We start from the raw sequence: 515 nt of genomic DNA, 5'->3' as shown, positions 1-515 counted from the left end.
CGTTCGGCCGCGACGAGCGCATCCGCGCACAGGCGCTCGAGCGTCGTGATCGCCGGCAGGATGGTCATGGTATCGCGGCAGCGGGCGATGAAGCGCCGGGCGAGATCGTCGTTCGAGTGTGCCTGCTCGGCTTCGGCGAACAGCCAGTCACGGAACGTCCGTGCCGGCGCGCCCTGACCGGGAAACGTCCTGTATCCGTAGATGGAGCGCAGCACCTCCATATGTTGCTGGCGGGTCTGGTGCCGGACGGCGTAGCGGACGAGCACGTCACCGGCGATGCCGAGCTGGGCGCCGAGGAAGGCGGATACCGCGAGCGGGATCACCTCGCCCGGCACCAGCATTCGTCCCGGATAGCGCAGCGCGCACAGTTGCAGCGCGAAGCCGATCCGGTTTTCCGGTCGGCGTCGCCGGTCGATGTGGATCAGGTCGTCGTCCGCCAGGATGTAATGCCGTAGCAGCGACGCTTCGTCGGTCGGCAGGTCGAGCAGCGACGACCGCTGCCGGGCGCTCAGGAT

Annotated in this window: 1 protein-coding gene; it reads right to left on the bottom strand. The window is 68.3% G+C overall.

Annotated features, from left to right (window positions below):
• Window positions 1-515, bottom strand: a 515-nt coding sequence (locus AACY19_RS26995; protein WP_339454550.1) for a DUF4158 domain-containing protein, incomplete at both ends; no start/stop codon positions are given.

Source organism: Pseudomonas sp. EA_5y_Pfl2_R50 (assembly GCF_963970475.1).
Taxonomy (GTDB): domain Bacteria; phylum Pseudomonadota; class Gammaproteobacteria; order Pseudomonadales; family Pseudomonadaceae; genus Aquipseudomonas.
The sequence above is the reverse complement of the archived record's forward strand: the minus strand, read 5'-3'. Positions and strand labels throughout refer to the sequence as shown.